This is a genomic window from Rhodococcus sp. B7740, assembly GCF_000954115.1.
Lineage (GTDB): Bacteria > Actinomycetota > Actinomycetes > Mycobacteriales > Mycobacteriaceae > Rhodococcoides.
Genome location: NZ_CP010797.1, coordinates 2,212,365 through 2,227,708, shown reverse-complemented (window position 1 = coordinate 2,227,708; position 15,344 = coordinate 2,212,365). Strand labels below are relative to the sequence as shown.

At 64.9% G+C, this 15,344-nt stretch carries 14 protein-coding genes; 11 read left to right on the top strand and 3 right to left on the bottom strand.

Translation table 11 applies throughout. The annotated features are described in order from the left end of the window. The first annotated feature begins 20 nt into the window (after positions 1-20). Genes NY08_RS10145 through NY08_RS10130 form a run of 4 tightly spaced genes read left to right on the top strand, consistent with a single transcriptional unit; the run spans position 21 to position 6,289 of the window. On the top strand, positions 21-2,342 hold the full coding sequence (locus tag NY08_RS10145; protein WP_032394842.1) for a hydantoinase B/oxoprolinase family protein: 2,322 nt from the start codon (positions 21-23) through the stop codon (positions 2,340-2,342). Beyond that, complete coding sequence (locus NY08_RS10140; protein WP_045196176.1) at positions 2,339-4,018, top strand: (2,3-dihydroxybenzoyl)adenylate synthase; 1,680 nt, start codon at positions 2,339-2,341, stop codon at positions 4,016-4,018. The genes NY08_RS10145 and NY08_RS10140 overlap by 4 nt, the downstream gene beginning before the upstream one ends. Further along, positions 4,015-5,544, top strand: a complete 1,530-nt coding sequence (locus tag NY08_RS10135; protein ID WP_045196174.1) for an FAD-dependent monooxygenase — start codon at positions 4,015-4,017, stop codon at positions 5,542-5,544. Before NY08_RS10140 ends, NY08_RS10135 begins: the two co-directional genes overlap by 4 nt. A 25-nt stretch (positions 5,545-5,569) precedes the next feature. Further along, a complete protein-coding gene (locus NY08_RS10130) occupies positions 5,570-6,289 on the top strand; it encodes a TetR/AcrR family transcriptional regulator (protein WP_045196172.1) in 720 nt (239 codons plus the stop codon). 43 nt (positions 6,290-6,332) lie between these two features. Here NY08_RS10130 and NY08_RS10125 read toward each other — a convergent pair whose 3' ends face one another. Continuing rightward, complete coding sequence (locus NY08_RS10125) at positions 6,333-7,169, bottom strand: alpha/beta fold hydrolase (protein ID WP_045196170.1); 837 nt, start codon at positions 7,167-7,169, stop codon at positions 6,333-6,335. A 164-nt stretch (positions 7,170-7,333) separates the two neighbouring features. Here NY08_RS10125 and NY08_RS10120 point away from each other — a divergent pair, with 164 nt between their 5' ends. The 5 genes from NY08_RS10120 (at position 7,334) to NY08_RS10100 (ending at position 11,999) form a co-directional block, all read left to right on the top strand. Then, positions 7,334-8,326, top strand: a complete 993-nt coding sequence (locus tag NY08_RS10120; RefSeq protein ID WP_082073752.1) for an ABC transporter substrate-binding protein — start codon at positions 7,334-7,336, stop codon at positions 8,324-8,326. After that, entirely contained in the window at positions 8,323-9,135 is an 813-nt protein-coding gene (locus tag NY08_RS10115; RefSeq protein WP_052683747.1) for an ABC transporter permease, read from the top strand. The genes NY08_RS10120 and NY08_RS10115 overlap by 4 nt, the downstream gene beginning before the upstream one ends. Next, on the top strand, positions 9,132-9,905 hold the full coding sequence (locus tag NY08_RS10110; RefSeq protein WP_143537921.1) for an ABC transporter permease: 774 nt from the start codon (positions 9,132-9,134) through the stop codon (positions 9,903-9,905). Before NY08_RS10115 ends, NY08_RS10110 begins: the two co-directional genes overlap by 4 nt. Further along, on the top strand, positions 9,902-10,732 hold the full coding sequence (locus tag NY08_RS10105; protein WP_235387155.1) for an ABC transporter ATP-binding protein: 831 nt from the start codon (positions 9,902-9,904) through the stop codon (positions 10,730-10,732). The genes NY08_RS10110 and NY08_RS10105 overlap by 4 nt, the downstream gene beginning before the upstream one ends. Positions 10,733-10,838: 106 nt before the next feature. Next, positions 10,839-11,999, top strand: a complete 1,161-nt coding sequence (locus NY08_RS10100) for an alpha-hydroxy acid oxidase (protein WP_235387154.1) — start codon at positions 10,839-10,841, stop codon at positions 11,997-11,999. 3 nt (positions 12,000-12,002) lie between these two features. On the opposite strand, the gene NY08_RS10095 is transcribed toward NY08_RS10100, so the two are convergent. After that, positions 12,003-12,578, bottom strand: a complete 576-nt coding sequence (locus tag NY08_RS10095) for a GNAT family N-acetyltransferase (RefSeq protein WP_045196164.1) — start codon at positions 12,576-12,578, stop codon at positions 12,003-12,005. A gap of 109 nt (positions 12,579-12,687) precedes the next feature. On the opposite strand from NY08_RS10095, the gene NY08_RS10090 reads away from it, so the two are divergent. Further along, positions 12,688-13,176: a nucleoside deaminase gene (locus NY08_RS10090; RefSeq protein ID WP_045196162.1), complete on the top strand. Its 489-nt coding sequence runs from the start codon at positions 12,688-12,690 to the stop codon at positions 13,174-13,176. Between the two features lie 73 nt (positions 13,177-13,249). After that, a complete protein-coding gene (locus NY08_RS25110) occupies positions 13,250-14,587 on the top strand; it encodes an alpha/beta hydrolase (protein ID WP_052683745.1) in 1,338 nt (445 codons plus the stop codon). A gap of 11 nt (positions 14,588-14,598) precedes the next feature. On the opposite strand, the gene NY08_RS10080 is transcribed toward NY08_RS25110, so the two are convergent. Next, on the bottom strand, positions 14,599-15,300 hold the full coding sequence (locus NY08_RS10080; protein ID WP_045200110.1) for a ferredoxin reductase: 702 nt from the start codon (positions 15,298-15,300) through the stop codon (positions 14,599-14,601). Positions 15,301-15,344 lie beyond the last annotated feature (44 nt).

The window sequence follows — 15,344 nt, the reverse complement described above, 5'->3', positions numbered from 1 at the left end:
GACCACAGGAGAACCGCACCATGACATCAGCAATTCCCGGGTCCGAGATCTTCTCGTCCCGCCCCGTCGATCCCGACGCTCTCGCGCGCACCCTCCCGCCGACCCTGCCGGTGCACACCGTCACGCAGCAGCAGATCGACGACCTCGATCCGTTGACCTACGAGGTCATCCGGCACCGACTCTGGTCGGTCACCGACGAGATGGGCGAGGCGCTCAAACGAATGTCGGGCTCACCCATCGTCACCGACGCGAACGATTTCGACTTCGCAATCAGTGACGAACTGGGACAAGAGGTTCAGGTCGGCCTGTACAACACCATGCTCGTCGGAGCCGTGGACCTGGCGATCTACTGGACGCTGCAACATCGCGCCGCCAACCCCGGAATCGCGCCGGGTGACATGTTCCTGTGCAACGACCCGTGGGTCGGCGGGGGACTGCACCAGAGCGACGTCATCGTCTACCAACCCATCTTCCACGAGGGCAAGTTGTTCGCCTGGACCAGCGCGATCTGCCACGAACCCGACCTCGGCGGTTCCGGACTCGGGTCGTTCGACCCGTCCGCGAAAGATGTGTTCTCCGAATCACTTCCGACTCCACCGGTCAAGGTCGTCCGCGACTACGAACTCCAGCGCGACATCGCCGATCTCTGGGTGCGACGCTCCCGAGTTCCGATGCTGGTCGGGCTCGACCTGCGGGCGAAGATCGGTGCGAACACCGTCGGACGCAATCGCATGCTCGCCGTCATCGAGCAGTACGGGGCCGACACCGTCAAGGCCGTCATGAAGCGCATGATGACCGACGCCGAAGGCCGACTGCGCAGCAAACTCTCGTCGCTGCCCGACGGGACCTGGAAGGCCACCGGCTACCAGGACCAGTCGCACACCGGTGATCGCGACGTGCACAAGATCACCGTCGCGATGAGCAAGACCGCCGACCATCTCACGTTCGACTTCACCGGCACCGACAAGCAGACGGGCGTCATCAACTGCACCTACGCAGGAATGCGCGGCGGCGTCATGCTCGCCTTGCTTCCGATCCTCGCGGGTGACATTCCCTGGTCCGCAGGCGGATTGATGCGATGCTTCGACCTGGTCTCCGAAGAGGGCACCATCAACAACGCGAGCTTCCCGGCGGCGGTCAGCCGTGGTCCCATCGGACCGGCGTGGCTGACCGGAACCCTCATCGCCGAATGTCTGTCGCAGATGCTCGACCGATCGGTCGACCTCGGCAAGAGCGTGCAGGCTGCATGTTGCGGCACCTGGGACACCGCCGTGATCGCAGGCCTCGACGAACGCGGAGAACAACCCGTTCCGTTCCTCAACATCATGATGGAACCGATGGCAGGCGGTTACGGCGCACGCCCGACCGCAGACGGCATGGATACCGGCGGACTCTTCTGTATTCCGATGGGGCGCATCCCCGATACGGAAATGACCGAGTTCCTCTACCCGCTGCTCACGCTGTGGCGTCGTGAAGAGCCGGACTCCGGTGGACCCGGTCGTCAACGAGGTGGCGTCAGTGCATCGCTCGCTGTCACGCCGTACGGCACCTCGCTCCCGATGGGCCTCGTGCTTGCGTCTGCGGGTAAAGCCGTGGCGCAGAACAACGGTCTCGCCGGCGGATACCCGGGTAACACCGGACTCGAAATCCTGGCACGCAGTACCGACGTCATCGAGCAGTTCGCAGCGGGAAAGATTCCCGGGGCCCTCGAAGAGCTGGGCGGCGGAAAGGAATTCGGCGCGTGCTACGCCGAAAGCTACGTCGCTCCGGGTGAAGTGCTGTACATGCACTGGCAGGGCGGCGGCGGTTACGGAGATCCGTTGCATCGCGATCCGGAGGCCGTCGTGGTGGACCTACGCGAAGGCAAGGTCACCGCGGAGGGCGCGAACATCGTCTACGGCGTGGTGATCGACGGGGGAAAGGTGGACGAGGCAGCAACTACGCGACGACGTCGGGACATGATCGACGAACGGCGCACGCGTTCCACCCAGCATTCCGACGCCCCCATCATGGATCTTTCGCTGGCCAGGCGGCTCGACGACAACCTGTCCGAGGTGACCGTCGGGGACGTTCGGGTCATCGCCTGCGCACAGTGCGGGCGACTGCTCGGTGACGAGAAGAACAGCGGTGTACTGGATCTGGCTCGCTACGAGGGCCCGTCCTCGGCGGCCGGACCGCAGGTGACCTCGGATCCGGCCGAGTACGTCGACACTCCCATCGTCTTTCGCCAACTGTGCTGCCCCGGATGCTGGACGGCCGTCTACTCGGGAATCGTCCCGGCCGACCACCCCGATCATTCGTTGGAGATCTCTCGATTGCTTCCCGCGGTGGCTCAGCGATGACGGTGACCACCGAGGCGACCCACTCGGACTGGGACGGCAGGCTGGTGCGATACCCGCAGGACCGAGCACAGCACTATCTGCAGAGCGGTTCGTGGAGTTCGCTACCGACCAGCCGACGGTTCCGCGACATCGCTGTCCGGTATCCCGACCGGCCCGCCGTCATCAGCGCAGAGGGGTCGATGACCTTCGCCGAACTCGACCGTCGTACCGACGCCATCGCCGCCGGATTGGTTCGACTGGGTCTGCTGCGCCTCGATCCGGTGCTGTTCCAACTGACGAACCGGCTGGAGACGGTGCTGGCGTGGTACGGCTGTCTCAAGGCCGGGCTCGTTCCGGTCGCCACACTGGCCGCGCACCGGATGCACGAGATCGCGCACATCGGTGCCGCGGTGGGTGCGGTCGCGCACGTGGTGGAGGCCGGTCTGCCGTCGTTCGATCTGGTCTCGTTCGCCCACGAGCACGCCGCGGGCAGCCAGACCGTTCGCCATGTTGTGACCGTCGGAGCAGCAGAGGGTGGCGAGCTGCGCCTCGAGGACCTCGGGCAGGGCATCGACCCCACCGAGGCCCGAGCAGTCGTCGAAGCCATCGAGGCCGAGACCGATCCCGAGGACGTCGTTGCCTTCCAATTGTCAGGCGGGACAACGGGAGTACCGAAGGTCATTCCGCGGATCCATGCCGAGTACTGGAACAACGCACTCATGTACGCGCAGCGGCTCGAGTGGACATCGGACAGCCGCGTCGCCCATCTGATTCCCATCGTCCACAACGCAGGGATTGCCTGCGGTCTGCACGCCTCGCACTCGGTCGGCGCGTGTCTCGTACTCGCGACCGCCGACGTCCGATCGGCGTTCGACCTCATGGAACGCGCGGAAGCCACCGAGGTGTTGATCGGCCACGGTCACTACCAGGCCGTGTCGAGTCCCGAGTTCGATCGCGTGCGTGAGCGTCTGCGGCACGTGATCCTGTCCGGTGCCAAAGTGTCACCGGCACTGATGGACCGCGTCGACGACGGTCGAGATCATTGGGCGGGTCAGTTGTTCGGAATGTCCGAGGGGTTGCTCACCGTCACCCCGGTCGCCGCTCCCCGCGACGCCCGGATCGCCACCGTCGGCACCCCGGTCTGCGCGGAGGACGAGGTGCGCATCCTCGATCCCGGTACGGAGATCGAGCTGCCCGACGGGGAAGTCGGGGAACTGTGCTGCCGTGGTCCGTACACGATCACCGGGTATTTCGGTGCCCCCGAGCACAATCGAACTGCCTTCACCTCCGACGGTTTCTACCGGACCGGCGATCTGGCGTCGATCTCCGTCGTCGCAGGCGAGCGGTACGTCACGATCGAGGGGCGGATCAAGGACCTCATCAACCGCGGCGGCGAGAAGATCAACGCCGAGGAGGTGGAGCTGCTGCTGCTCGATCACCCAGCCGTTCGTTCCGCGGCCGTGGTCGCGATGCCCGACCCTCGACTCGGCGAGAAGACGTGCGCGTATCTCGTCACCGACGGGGTGCCATTGACGATGGCCGACGTACAGGAACACCTCACGGGGCTCGGCGTGGCCAAGTTCAAGTGGCCCGAACGTCTCGAATGGGTGGACGAGCTTCCCCGAACCAACGTCAACAAGATCGACAAGAAGCGTCTGCGGCTCGACATCGCCGCGAAGCTCGAGAGGCAACGATGAAACTCGACCGCGTCGTAGTCATCGGCGGAGGCCCGGGCGGGCTCTACGCCGCAAGGCTGTTGAAACTGTCCAATCCCGACGCGGAGATCACGGTCTACGAACAGAGTTCACCGGATACCACGTTCGGCTTCGGAGTGGGGCTGGCGTCACGGACGCAACGCAACCTTCGGCAGGCCGACGCCAGATCCCTCGATGCGATTGTGGCCGAATCCTATTCGCACGAGATGTCCATGCAGGTCGGCGACAGCACGGCCCGCTTGGCCCACGGCGATCTTCTCGCGATCGGCCGCGCCCGACTGCTGTCCGTGCTGCAGCAGCAAGCACGCGACGCCGGGGTTCGGCTCGTGTTCGGCGAACGTCACCGAGCGCACGAATTCGATGCCGACCTCGTGATCGCATCGGACGGGATCAACAGCGCGACACGCACGGCCGACGACCGATTCGGTGCGGACATCACTACCGGAACCGGCCTCTACCTCTGGTGCGGAACGGATTTCGCACTGCCGAGTGCCATCTTCGTGCCCGTCACCACCGAGCACGGCACATTCGTCGCTCACGCGTATCCCTATGCGGCAGATCGCAGTACGTTTCTGATCGAGACCGATCTCGACACGTGGCACCGGGCGGGCTTCGACGTCACGACAGCTGCCACGGATCCGGCCGACAGCGACGAGGCGTCGTTGCGCTACCTCGAGAAGGCATTCTCCGAGACACTCCAGGATCACAGCCTCATCGGCAACCGGACCAGGTGGATGCAGTTCCGAACCGTCAAGTGCCGAAAGTGGGCGGTGGACAACACAGTTCTTCTCGGGGACGCCGCCCATACAGCCCACTACTCGATCGGATCGGGAACGAAGCTCGCCATGGAGGACGCCATCGCCCTCGATGCCGCACTGGCGTCGGCTGCGACGGTCGACGAAGCCCTCACCGAGTACGAACGGGTGCGTCGCCCTGCGGTGGACCACCTCCAGCAGATCGCGGTGCGCAGTGAACAGTGGTGGGAGTCCTTCCCGCAGCGGATGGATCTACCCGTGGACCAGCTCATGGTTGCGTACATGACGCGAGCCGGGAAGGTCGGTCTCGAGCGGTTTCTCGACTCCGCCCCCGAGGTGGCGTGGAAGGGAATTGCCGGCTACGCACAGGTCCCGGCCGACTCGGAGGTTCCCGTCGACGTATCTCGGTGGATCCTCTCGCGGCCCATCGACCACGGTGGGCGGTCGTTCCCCGACCGATTCGCCCCGTCCGATCTTCGCGACGATCCGACGACGACGGTGGTCTCCGTGGACGTCGAGTCAGCGTGGAACGAGAAGGCGACGGCCGTCGTCGACGAGGCCAAGGCGAGCTCAACGGTGTGGTTGACCGGGTCCGAGGAGCGTGATCACGTCCTCACTCGTCTCGATGTCGCGGAGCGAATGATGCGTAGCACCAGCGCACTCGTCGTCGTCGATGTGCCGAAGGAGTGCATGCCCGACGCGGTGGCAGGTCTCGTCGGTGCGCGCACCCACCTGGTGTCTGTCGGTCCTTGACGGGAGCGACGGTTATTCTTCGGTCATGACACGCGAGGACTCACCACGGGGATCGGCGCGCAACCCGCGTCGGGAGCTGGTCGAGAAGCAGATTCTCGACCAGGCCACGCGGTTGTTCGCCGAGAAGGGATTTGCCAGTACCACCCTGCAGGACATCGCCGATGCCACCGGTCTCACTCGGCCGGCGCTGTACCACTACGTAGCGAACAAGGACGAGTTGCTCTCGCGACTCATCAGCGAGAGCACCGAGACGCCGGCCGCTGTTCTGCACGAGATCAACGAGCGATCCGACCTCGGGCCCACGGAGAAGCTACGGAAGATGGCGACCGCGATCGCGTTGAATCAGGCCCAGAGCGCCGATCGCTTCAAGCTCATCATCAGATCGGAAGCCGATCTCCCCGAGGAGATGTCGCACACCTACCAGCAGAGTCGCCGGCACGTGCTCAAGGAGTTCGTGACGGTCGTCGAAAGTGGTGTCAAGGCAGGGGAATTCCGGCCGGTCGATCCGCGCACTGCGGCACTCGGCATCATCGGCATGCTCAACTGGGTCGCGTGGTGGCACCAGAGCGGTGACCCCGACGCCGATCGGAGCGTGGCCACTCAACTCGCCGACATGGCACTGCGCACCGTTGCTCAGGACAGCGGCAAGCCCGTCGTACCGGAGGGGCCCGAGCGGGCCATCTCGATGCTCCGCGAGGATCTCGACTACCTCGAACGCATCCTGGCTCGGGATCGAACCCAGTAGAGCGTGAGGGGGCTGTTTCGTGTCGACGGCTCGAATCGGGCAGTCATTCGCCTCGTAGAGCCTGATCGACGGTCGCTCCGACGGCCGCGGCACCCACCGAGGTCATGATCGTTCCGGCGTGATCGAGTCCCGGCATCGCGGTGATGGACGTCAGGTCGAGCGCGTCGACGATCTGGCTCGAGTACATCGGCGCGGAATCGGCGCCAACGCTCCACTGCGCGTGCAGGAATCGAATCGGCATCGTCAGTTCCCGGAACCGCGAGGCACCGAAGAAGACGTCCGTGGCGTCCGCGACGACCGCATCGGACGACAGCCGGACCGATCCGTCGACCAGATCGTGTTCGGCGTACGTCCGCAAGAACGGATCGGCGGGGTCGAGTAGCGGCAACGACGTCGAGACCAGGAATTCGATGTAGTCGCCGATGTCGTTCCAGTGCTGCTGAGTTCGAGCGATTCTGTCCGCGAAGACCGCGGCAACGTTCTCCTGCGTGAGGCCGGCGGGCGGTGCCACCGGCACGCCCCCGTCGACGAGGACGAGACTCTTCACCCTGGACGGGTACCGGGCCGCGAACTCGACCGCCACGAATCCGCCCATCGACATTCCGCAGACGTGCACCGCGTCGAGCCCCAATGCGTCCAGGACGACGTCGAGGTCGTCTGCGTGCTGAGCCAACGAGGACGGTCCCGTGACCTCGACGCTGTCACCTCTGCCGCGAAGGTCCGGGGCGACGAGTGTCAGGTGCGGCGACTCCGCGCGCAGCCAGCTCCAGAGCATGCGCTGGCTGGAAACACCGTGCACCACGAGGATGGGCTCGCTGGTGCCGGTGTGTGTTTCGACGGCGAGGTGCCCGCCGGATACCGGTACTCGATCGATGGTCATGGTGCCGACAGTATGGGAAGCCGGCTTCGGACGGGATGGATTGGATCCCCACTGTGCACGTCGAAATGTGGATGGATCATCTGTATCGCAGTGTGGTCTCCGTCACTATCGTCACCTTTCGACGCTGCAGCAGGCAGCGGGACCGAGCCAACCGAAGGTGATCGATGATGACTCCACTGCGCCGACATGTCCGAACGCGATCGATTGCCGCGACCGCGGGGGTCCTCCTGGCGCTGACCGCGACCGCATGCGGTGGAACACAAGCCGCGCCTACGGCGTCGGAGAACGGACTGACCACCGTCCGTCTCGGCAACGTGCAGTTGTCCGACTACGCCGCGGTGTTGCTGGGCGTGGACCAGGGCATCTTCGAGCGCAACGGATTGAACATCGAACTCGTCGACATCACGCCGGCGGACCTGGTCGGTGGTCTCCTCAGCGGTCAGGTCGACATGAATCCCAATACCGGTCCCGGCACCGTGATGGCGGCCGGAAAGGGGATACCCCTGGCTGTCGTCGGCGGCGTCTCCACCTTCGAAGCAGGCCCGGACGGACGCACCGGATCGACCCTGCTGGTCGAGGCGGGGAGTCCGATTCGCACCGCTGCCGACCTCGAAGGCAAGACGGTCGGAGTGAACCTGCTGGCATCGGCATCCGAGTACGGGGTCCGAGGTGTCGTCGACCAAGCGGGCGGCGACGGCAGCGACGTGTCGGTCATCGAGGTTCCGTTCTCCGCCATGGGCGAGTCACTCACCGCCGATCGGATCGACGCGGCGCTGGTCGGCGATCCCTACGCCAGCCTGCTGTTGAAGACCGGACAGTTCGAGGCACCGATGGGCGACCCGATCGAGCAGGTCTTCGGCCCCGCGCCCCGGGTCGTCGTCACCGGCACCCGCGACTACGTCGAGACCAACCCCGAGGTGGTCGACAAATTCCAGACCGCACTCGACGAGTCCGTGGAGTACGCCGACTCGCACCCCGACGACATGCGGGCCGCCATGGTCGAACATTTCGGCACCCCGGCCGACACCGTCGGGGACACGGGGTACCCGGCACTCGAAAGTCGCGTCGATGCAGCGGGACTGGACGACATCGCCACGATTCTCCGGGAGAACGGGGCGCTCGATTCTTCGGCCGACATCAGTGGGCTCACCCGATGACCAGTGCGGCGCTGCGCACCGCGCCAGTGCTCCGAGTACGACCGGCGATACCCTCCGCGGCGCAGACGGCCATCGCTCCGGTGCTGCTCATACTCGGCTGGGCCGCCCTGTCGTCGTCCGGCCTGTTCGCCGCGGACACGATTCCAGGGCCCGTTCCGGTGGCCGCGAGAGTGCTGGACATGGCGACGACGGCGACGTTCTGGACCGATATCGCGTCGACCATGACCGGCTGGGCCTTGGGCCTGCTGTACTCGACCATCATCGCGGTGCCGTTGGGAATTCTGCTCGGGACGAGTGACTTCGCCTACCGCAGTTGCCGATTCGTCATCGAGTTCCTTCGATCGATTCCGACGTTGGGGATCATCCCTCTCGTCGCGCTCATCTACGGAACCACCCGTCAGACCGAGCTGACGGTGGTGGTGGCAGCCTGCGTGTGGCCGATCCTGCTCCAGACGATGTACGGGGTCCGGGACGTCGACGGTGCAGCACTCGAAGCGGCTCGGTCGTATCGCCTGAGCAGATTCCAGATCATCCGCTTCGTCATCGTGCCGTCCGCTACTCCGTTCGTGGCCACCGGCTTTCGTATCGCTGCAGTGATGGCGATGCTCCTCGCGATAGGAATCGAGCTGTTGGCCGCAGTACCGGGAATCGGAAAGACGCTCGCGCAGGCTCAGATGAACGCGCAGATGGTCGATGTCTTTGCCCTGACTCTGGTGACCGCCCTCATGGGTGTCGCCGTGCTGTATCTGTTCGCCGCGGCCGAGCGCCGGCTGTGCCGCTGGCACCCATCGCAGAGGATTCCGTCGTGACCCGTATTCGTTCTATCGCCGTCGAGGCCTGGCTTCCGGTTCTTCTCGTCGGACTGTGGTGGTTCGTGTCGAGCAGTAGTTCCTCGTTCTACTTTCCACCGCTGCGCGAGATCATGACGCGGTTCGCAGACCTGTGGTTCTCCGATCAGTTCGCCGTCCACGTGGTGCCGAGCCTCCGAAACTTCGGCATCGGGTTCCTCCTCGGCGTGACAATCGGAATTCTGTGCGGGCTGGCGCTGGGTTCGATGCCGCAGACGCATCGTGCGCTGTCCCCGACACTCGAATTCATCCGAGCCACACCGGTTATCGCCCTGGTTCCGCTGACGATCGTGTTACTCGGCACGGACGTCGTGCAGAAGGTCGCCATCATCGCCTTCGCCTGCATGTGGCCGACGTTGCTCAACACCGTCGACGGAGTTCGCGCGGTCGATCCTTTGGTACGCGATGTCGCGAGGAGTTACCGTCTCGGCCGGTGGGATTCGAGCATGCGCGTGTTCCTGCGTTCCGCCACACCTCAGATCATCGCGGGAATGCGAACCAGCGTTGCCGTTGCAGTGGTGGCGATGGTGGGCAGCGAGCTGTTCGCCTCGTCCGAGGGGATCGGCTACTTCGTACTGCAATCTCAGCGCACCTACGCCATGACGGACATGTGGGCAGGACTCATCATGCTCGGACTGCTGGGTTACGGACTCAATCTACTGTTCGCTCTATTGGAGAGAAGGACCCTTCGGTGGCATCGTCTACGACTCGAAACGACCGCAGCGCAGTGAACGAACACAGCGCGGTGAACGAACACAGCGCAGTGAACGACCGACCCGCGCCCGCGGTGGCCGTTCGGAAGCTGTGCAAGACCTACGCCGGTGCAACCAGGCCCGTGCTGGAAGACGTCGAGTTCACGGTCGACGAACGTGAATTGGTCTGCATCGTCGGCCATTCGGGCACAGGCAAGTCGACGTTGCTTCGCGCCGTGGCCGGACTGACATCCGCAACGGGTGAGGTGTCGATCAACGGCACGAAGGTCGACGGCCCACCGACTGATCTGGCGGTCGTCTTCCAGGACTACGGTCGCTCGTTGTTGCCGTGGATGCGTGTCAGAGAGAACGTGGAACTTCCGTTGCGTCGGACCACGGGAAAGTCGGAGCGGCGTCGACGCGCCGAATCCGCCCTCGAATCGGTCGGACTCGAAGGCCGCGGTGACCTGTACCCGTGGGAGATGTCGGGCGGAATGCAGCAGCGCGCGGCCATCGCGAGGGCGCTCGCATTCGAGCCCCGGGTCCTGCTGATGGACGAGCCGTTCGCGTCCGTCGACGCTCAGACCCGTGCCGATCTCGAAGACCTGACGATGAAAGTGCAACGCGAGTTCGGGATGACGGTCATCATCGTGACCCATGACGTCGACGAAGCGGTCTACATGTCCAACAAGGTGATCGTTCTCGGCGGAGCCCCGGCATCGGTGACGGCTACCGTTCCAGTGCCACTGCCGGATGCGCGAGATCAGTTGAGCACCAAGAGTTCGGAACTCTTCGGTGCTCTGCGCATGGACGTACTTCGGCGCATTCGTCCCGACCTTGCCGGTCCGGCGATCTCGGTGGCCTGACCAGAACCGAACGAAAGGCGAATCGATGACGGACTCTGCCGACACGAACGGACCGCGGACACATCGGAGGCTTCCTCGTTGGCGAGAGGTGGCACCGTTTCTCGAAATGCGTGCGACGAGAGGCGATCCCGTCGACAGACGTCTTTCTCGAGCGCACACCATCGGTGACCTCGCCGAGATCGCTCGTCGGCGCACCCCGCGTTCGGTCTTCGAGTACGTCTCCGGCGGTGCCGAGGGCGAGGTCGGCATCGAGCGCGCTCGGGCGGCGTACGAACGAATCGAGTTCAGACCGCACGTGTTTCGAGACGTGAGCGCAGTCGATACCTCGACGTCGATTCTGGGTCGGACAGCGACGCTACCGTTGATCCTTGCCCCCACCGGTTTCACCAGAATGATGCAGCACGAGGGCGAAACTGCGGTGGCACGCGCGGCAGCGGCGGCCGGTGTGCCGTACGCGCTCTCGACGATGGGTACCGCAACGATCGAGGATGTGACGAGTACGGCACCGACCGGTGCCAACTGGTTTCAGCTGTACCTGTGGAAGGACAGGGCGGCCAGCCGGGACCTCGTCGAACGGGCGGCGCAGGCGGGGGTCGACGTACTCGTTCTCACCGTGGACACACCCGTTCCCGGCAACCGTCTGCGCGACGTGCGCAACGGTATGACGATCCCGCCGACTCTGAACGTGCGAACCCTGGCCGACATGACACGGCACCCCAGCTGGTGGCTGAATCTGCTGACCACCCAACCGCTCGAGTTCGCAAACCTGACGTCCTTCGAGGGTACCGTCGGTGAGCTGGTCAAGAGTATGTTCGACCCCGCGCTCACGCTGGCCGATCTCGAATGGTTGCGCTCCGAATGGCCGGGAAAGCTTGTGGTGAAGGGAATTCAGGACGTCGCCGACGCGCGTGACGTCGTCGACGCAGGCGCCGATGCGCTGGTGGTGTCCAATCACGGAGGTCGCCAGTTGGACCGCGCACCGACGCCTCTCGAACTTCTCCCCGAGGTGGTCGATGCGGTCGGGTCCGGCGTCGAGGTGTACGTCGACACCGGAATAACGACCGGATCCGATCTGATAGCCGCGGTGGGGTTGGGAGCCACGGCTGGGATGGTGGGGCGCGCGTATCTGTACGGGCTCATGGCCGGCGGACAGAGAGGTGTGACATCCGCCCTCGACATCTTCCGATCGGAGGCAACCCGGACGATGCAGTTGATGGGTGCACAGACGCTGACGGACCTTCGGGGGCGGGTGACACTGCGGAGGTAGGCCTCAGCGGCGAAGATCTTTTCGCATGATCACCCGTGGGATACCGCCGGATACCGACGTCGTCTCGGCTGCGAACTCGAAGCCCGCCGACTCGAACAACCCGCGGGTGCCGACGTAGGCCATCGTGAGGTCGACCTTCGCACCCTTGTTGTCCACCGGATAACCCTCGATCGCGGGAGCGCCGTGATCGGCTGCGAACCGAACCGCGCCGTCCAGCAACGCATGCGCAATCCCGCGTCGGCGATGTCCGGCCTTGACTCGGAAGCACCAGACCGTCCAGACCGGTAGATCGTCGACGTGCGGAATCTTGTTGGACCGCGCGAACGGTAACTCCGCGCGCGGCGCGACCGCAGCCCAGCCGACCACCTCGTCTCCGTCGTAGGCCAACACACCCGGCGCGACTTTTCGTCGCGTCAGCTTCTCGACGTACGCGGCGCGTTCCGGGCCGACGAGTGACCTGTTGGTCGCGGAATCGATGCGGTGACTCAGGCACCAACACACCGACGAGGTCGGATTCTTCGGGCCGAGAATCGCACGCACGTCCGCGAACGACGTCGCAGGCCGTACCGAGAAGCTCACCCGCCGACCATACCCAGCGGCGGTGCTGTACGACTGGTCCAGCAGGCGGTGTGTTTCGAGACGGTACGGTCGAGGGCGTGAAAACTTCGATCGTCGGCACCGGTGCCGTGTGAACATCTCCGCGAGCGACCGTGCATTCCTGGCCCGGGCCGTGGATCTGGCAACGGACGCAGTGCGAACGGGCAACGATCCGTTCGGCTCGCTGTTGGTGTCGGACAGCGGCGAAGTGTTGGCCGAGGACAGGAACAGGGTCGGCGACCTGAACGATCCCACCCAGCACCCCGAGATCGCACTGTCGCGGTGGGCTGCGACCAACCTGGACGCCGATCAGCGTCGATCCTCGACGGTCTACACCTCCGGTGAGCATTGCGTGATGTGTGCTGCGAGCCACGGAATCGTCGGACTCGGTCGCATCGTCTACGCCACATCGACGGCTCAATTGCTCACGTGGCTCGAAGAATTCGGTGCTGCACCACTGGCAATCACGGCGTCGCCCATCGAACAAATCGTGCCGGGCATAGTTGTGGACGGTCCGGTGGCCGAGTTCGGCGACACCGTTCGCGAACTGCACAGACAACGTCACGCCTCTGCTCGGTAGCGCACTCGCGAACGAAGAGGGGAAGACTGTGCCTTACGGCATCGAGGGCGGATCAGCGCGTCCTACTAGAGCGATGACGACTGCGCTCGCGGCCACCGGCGGCGTCGGCGTCGTACTCGCGTGGCTCGAGTTCGTCCTCATCCGGCAGCAGCTCGCGGTGGGATTGTGGGTCATCGCCGTGGCTGTCGTGTCGATCGCTCTGGTGCGCGTGTCCCGCGCCGGTAAGCCCGCCGCGCTGGGAACCGCGCTCGGCGGTGTCGTCGTGGTCGCTCAGGCGGCATGGTTGGTGACGGGCCTTCACGCACTGTGGGTCACGACCTTGACCGCGGCAACGGCGCTCGGCTTCTTCATGCTCGCGTCGGCATGGGCAGGCCGTTCGAGGGCCTCCACGCGGAGGGTGGCCACCGCAATCCCGGTCGGCGTCGCTGCAGCTGTTGCATTGCTGGTCTCGGCGGTGGTCGTCGGCACGGCGGCCAGTCCGGCTCCGCTGATTCGATCCCTGCATGCAGTGGGGCAGAGCAATTCCTTCGAGGCCGACGCCCGGACTGCGACGACAGTGGTCGACGGTGCGCGCCTCACCAACGACGTCGAATACGGCTCGACGCTTCCGAATTCGTTCCTCGACATCTACATCGCCGACGACGATCCATCGGTCAGCCGGCCCACATACGTCACGATTCACGGTGGTGGCTGGATCGTCGGCGACAAAACGGACGGTGCTCCTAGCGCAGATTCCGCCGGTGCGTCGTGGGCCGGCCCCATGCTCGACGCCGGCTACAACGTGGTGTCGGTGAACTACGCGTTCGCACCGAGTTACCGATTCCCCACGCAGACAATACAACTGGGCCAGGCCATGCAGTTCCTGGAAACGAACGCCGACCGTTACGGACTCGACATGAGTCGCGTCGTGCTCGCCGGAACCAGCGCGGGTGGTCACATCGTGGGCAATTACGCCGCCGTGCAGACCAACTCCGAGTACGCGCGAGCACTGGGTATCGAACCCACCATGGACCGAAGTGCTCTGAAGGCGATCGTGTTCGAGAGTGCAGCCCTCGACGTCGGTAGAGCGGGCGCACCGCAATCACCGAGCCCGTCGAACGGTTTCTTCTTCGACATCGCCGCCCGAAGCTATCTCGACACCACCGACACCGCTTTGCTTGCGCAGGCGAACATCATCGACAATGTCACCGCCGACTTTCCACCGAGTTTCATCTCCGACGGCAACACCGGGACTTTTCCCGACCAGGCAGCCGAACTGAGCGCCCAGCTGGACAGAATGGGCGTCGCCAATCGCCTGAACCTGTACAGCAAGAATCAGGCGAGACTCGACCACTCGTTCATGTCGGTTGATTCACAGTGGACCGACGACTACAGCCGCCTGAAGATCGAGTTTCTCCGCGGCATCGTCTGATTCATCGCCCTTCAGCTCGGTCCGAAACGTTCCGTTCGGATGTTCGCTGCCGAGTGGCCCCGCTCCACCAGCATGTCGGCCACGGTGTCGACGAAGCTCGTGGGACCGCAGATGTAGCAGCGTGGTTCGAACTCCGCCGGCCATCCGTGGGCGTCGAGGTCTTCGATCGTGATGCGGCCGAGCGGCCGTGCGTTGCCGGCAGGAGCACGCCGCGTGTGGATCATGGTGATGTCCACGCCCGCCGGAGGGCGAGCCCACTCGTCCGCGAAGTAGACCTCCGCGGGCTCGCGCACCGAATACAGCACCCGGAACGGCACCCGTCCACCCGTTGCGGACGCCTGAGCGCGGACCATCGCGCGGAGCGGGACGATGCCGGAACCGCCACCCACCAACAGGATCGGCGGGGACGGTCTCTCGGAGGGCTGGGACGGCCGCCAGACGAACCATCGACCCACCGGACCGCGGATTTCGATGCGATCACCGGCTTCGACGACGTCGACCAGGTAGGGCGACACCTCGCCGTCCGCGACGTTCTGCACCGTGATCTCGATACGCGACGTGCCGTCGGGTGCCGACGCCACGGAGTAGCTTCGCTGTGCGCTGTAGCCGTCCTCGGCGGTGAGCTTGACGTCCACATGCTGCCCGGCAAGGTGGCCGGGCCAACCGTCGACGTCGAGAACGAGGGTGGACGCAGTGGGTGTCTCACGCCGCATGGCCGCCACCGTGGCAACGAGCCAGGGTTTCGCCCCGGCCGCCG

Coding starts and splice junctions, on each gene's coding strand:
- NY08_RS10145 (WP_032394842.1), top strand. CDS start 21: ATGACATCAGCAATTCCCGGGTCCGAGATCTTCTCGTCCCGCCCCGTC.
- NY08_RS10140 (WP_045196176.1), top strand. CDS start 2,339: ATGACGGTGACCACCGAGGCGACCCACTCGGACTGGGACGGCAGGCTG.
- NY08_RS10135 (WP_045196174.1), top strand. CDS start 4,015: ATGAAACTCGACCGCGTCGTAGTCATCGGCGGAGGCCCGGGCGGGCTC.
- NY08_RS10130 (WP_045196172.1), top strand. CDS start 5,570: ATGACACGCGAGGACTCACCACGGGGATCGGCGCGCAACCCGCGTCGG.
- NY08_RS10125 (WP_045196170.1), bottom strand. CDS start 7,169: ATGACCATCGATCGAGTACCGGTATCCGGCGGGCACCTCGCCGTCGAA.
- NY08_RS10120 (WP_082073752.1), top strand. CDS start 7,334: ATGATGACTCCACTGCGCCGACATGTCCGAACGCGATCGATTGCCGCG.
- NY08_RS10115 (WP_052683747.1), top strand. CDS start 8,323: ATGACCAGTGCGGCGCTGCGCACCGCGCCAGTGCTCCGAGTACGACCG.
- NY08_RS10100 (WP_235387154.1), top strand. CDS start 10,839: ATGCGTGCGACGAGAGGCGATCCCGTCGACAGACGTCTTTCTCGAGCG.
- NY08_RS25110 (WP_052683745.1), top strand. CDS start 13,250: ATGACGACTGCGCTCGCGGCCACCGGCGGCGTCGGCGTCGTACTCGCG.
- NY08_RS10080 (WP_045200110.1), bottom strand. CDS start 15,300: ATGCGGCGTGAGACACCCACTGCGTCCACCCTCGTTCTCGACGTCGAC.